At 58.1% G+C, this 2294-nt stretch carries 3 protein-coding genes; 2 read left to right on the top strand and 1 reads right to left on the bottom strand.

Annotation, left to right across the window (positions count from 1 at the left end):
• Window positions 1–55: 55 nt before the first annotated feature.
• Both ENN68_06795 and ENN68_06790 read left to right on the top strand, forming a co-directional pair.
• Entirely contained in the window at window positions 56–919 is an 864-nt protein-coding gene (locus ENN68_06795; protein ID HDS45782.1) for a 3-hydroxyacyl-CoA dehydrogenase family protein, read from the top strand.
• 26 nt (window positions 920–945) lie between these two features.
• Window positions 946–1743, top strand: a complete 798-nt coding sequence (locus ENN68_06790) for a hypothetical protein (GenBank protein HDS45781.1) — start codon at window positions 946–948, stop codon at window positions 1741–1743.
• 13 nt (window positions 1744–1756) lie between these two features.
• Here the strand turns inward: ENN68_06790 and ENN68_06785 are convergent, their stop codons facing one another.
• Window positions 1757–2023, bottom strand: a complete 267-nt coding sequence (locus tag ENN68_06785; protein ID HDS45780.1) for a hypothetical protein — start codon at window positions 2021–2023, stop codon at window positions 1757–1759.
• Window positions 2024–2294: the final 271 nt, after the last annotated feature.

The following is a 2294-nucleotide window of genomic DNA, read 5'->3' as shown; positions in this document are numbered from 1 at the left end:
TACCTGTCCGATATTCTCCGTTATCGAGTGCTAGATAAAGGAAACAGGAAGAGCCATGGCCATAAGAACCGTGTGTGTGGTGGGGATCGGCGTGATGGGGAGTGGTCTGGCGCAGATCTGCGCGCAGGCGGGTTATGATACCGCGGTAGTGAGTCGCAGTGAAGCGTCGCTGGAAAAGGGGTTGAAGAACATAGAGCGCGGGCTCGCGATCTTCGTGAAACGAGGGCGGATAACGGACGAGGATGTGGCCCGTATCATGAGCGCGTTACGCGCAAAAGCGACGACGAGCCTCGAAGAGGGTGCAAAGGACGCTGATTTCGTTATAGAGGCGGCATACGAGGATTTACCGCTGAAGAAACAGCTCTTCGGGGACCTGGATCGCATCTGCCCGGAGCACACTATTCTCGCCACGAACACCTCGACGTTCCCGATCATTGCCCTGGCGATGGCTACCCGGCGACCAGATAAGGTGATCGGGACGCACTTCATGAACCCGCCACCGCTTATCCACGGCGTTGAGATCATCAAATCGCTGATGACCTCCGAGGAGACGGTAAAGCTGACCGATGAGTTCGTGCGCTCGCTGGGCAAGGAGCCGATCGAGGTGAAGGACTCGCCGGGGTTCGTTGTAAGCCGTATGATCTGCCTGGTGATGAACGAAGCGGTGCGGATGCACGAGGAAGGGGTCGCGTCGGTCGAGGACATCGATAAGATCTCGCATTTGTGCTTCAACTGGCCGATGGGCCCGTTCCAGCTCCTTGACCTGATCGGGATCGATATCGTGGCCGCAGTGCTCAGAGCGATGTACGCAGAGACCGGAAGCGAGCGCTTCAAGCCCGCGCTCCGGATGGTGCAGATGGAGCGCGCGGGCTGGACGGGCCGAAAAGCAGGGAAAGGCTTCTACGATTATTCGTCTTAAACCAATCACCTGGACGGGACTGAGCTATGCCATCCGAGCCTGAGGCGACGAAAGCTGCCGTAGTGGAGCAGCGGGACGAGGTCGCGACGATCATCCTGAACCGACCAGCGGCATTGAACGCCCTGGGCGATCGTCTTCTGAGTGACCTTGAATTGATCGTTAGGGATACAGCGATCGATCCGGCGGTACGTGTAGTGGTGATCACGGGCGCAGGCGAGAAGGCCTTCTGCGCCGGTGCGGACCTGACCGAGCTCAGCACAATGACGCCTGCAGCGGCAGGGGCGCTGTCCCGGCGGATCCAGCGGATCTTCAACGATCTGGAAGCGATGCGAAAGCCGGTGATCGCGAAGATAAACGGATTCTGCCTGGCCGCGGGGCTGGAGCTGGCACTGGCGTGCGATATCAGGATCGCCGCGGCAACGGCTGTTTTTGGGTTGCCGGAGACGACACTGGGATTGATTCCCGGTTGCGGCGGTACGCAGCGTCTGCCGCGGTTGATCGGTAAGACGAAGGCGATGGAGCTACTTCTGACCGGCGGACGGATCGATGCAGCCGAAGCAGCTCAGTTGGGGCTCGTGAATGTGGTCGTTCCGGTGCATGAACTTGAACGGACGGTTGACGGGCTGCTCACGAAATTACGATCGCAGAGTCCGGTAGCGCTGGGGCTACTCAAGGCTGCCGTGAATACCGGCCTGGAACTCGATCTGATGCAGGCGTTGGAGTACGAGGCGCACTGTTTCGAGGCCGCGTTTCAAACGGAGGATGCGCGCGAAGGGCTCGCAGCGTTCCTGGAGAAGCGTAAGCCGGAGTTCGTGGGGCGATAGGGGGATCTGCGCGTTATCCCTGCGGTTTGAGCCTGCGTGTCTTCCCGCTGATGATTCGTGAAGTCAGTACGAGCATCACCAGCGCGAAGATGATCACGTAGAACGCGAGGATACTTTGCCAGATATACGTTGCGATGTAATCCCGCGTGATATACGCCAGATAAAGGGGGAAATTGACGGCAAAATGCAGGCCCATGGCATACAGGATACCACGGAATTGACCCGTTATCAGATAGTGCACAGAGATGAGCACAAAGGCGCCGTGGAGAAAACAGACCACAAAACGCTCGGTGATGAACCCGCCGAGCAGATACTATGGCCGTGACGCGATCTGCGGCGTTTTCGCGACAAGATCCGCGAGGAACCAGATCTCGCCGATCCCGAAGCCCTGGCCAGCGGTAAACGCAAAGCGGTGGTAATTGTCCTTCTGTATTTGTTTAGCTCTGTAGACAGAGCTCCTGTGTGAGTAACGTTTGCAGCTCGTTGTAGATGTCCTTTCCTTGCAATCGCCATGTTGCGACGAGGGAAGCGATGTACTGGTAATACTCCGC

This window comes from Methanomicrobia archaeon (assembly GCA_011049045.1).
Classification (GTDB): Archaea; Halobacteriota; Syntropharchaeia; order Alkanophagales; family Methanospirareceae; genus JACGMN01.
This window is presented reverse-complemented; position numbering and strand designations above follow the sequence as displayed.

Bases quoted from the DNA above. Each gene is read 5' to 3' on its own strand.
- ENN68_06795 (HDS45782.1), top strand. From the start codon at position 56: ATGGCCATAAGAACCGTGTGTGTGGTGGGGATCGGCGTGATGGGGAGT.
- ENN68_06790 (HDS45781.1), top strand. From the start codon at position 946: ATGCCATCCGAGCCTGAGGCGACGAAAGCTGCCGTAGTGGAGCAGCGG.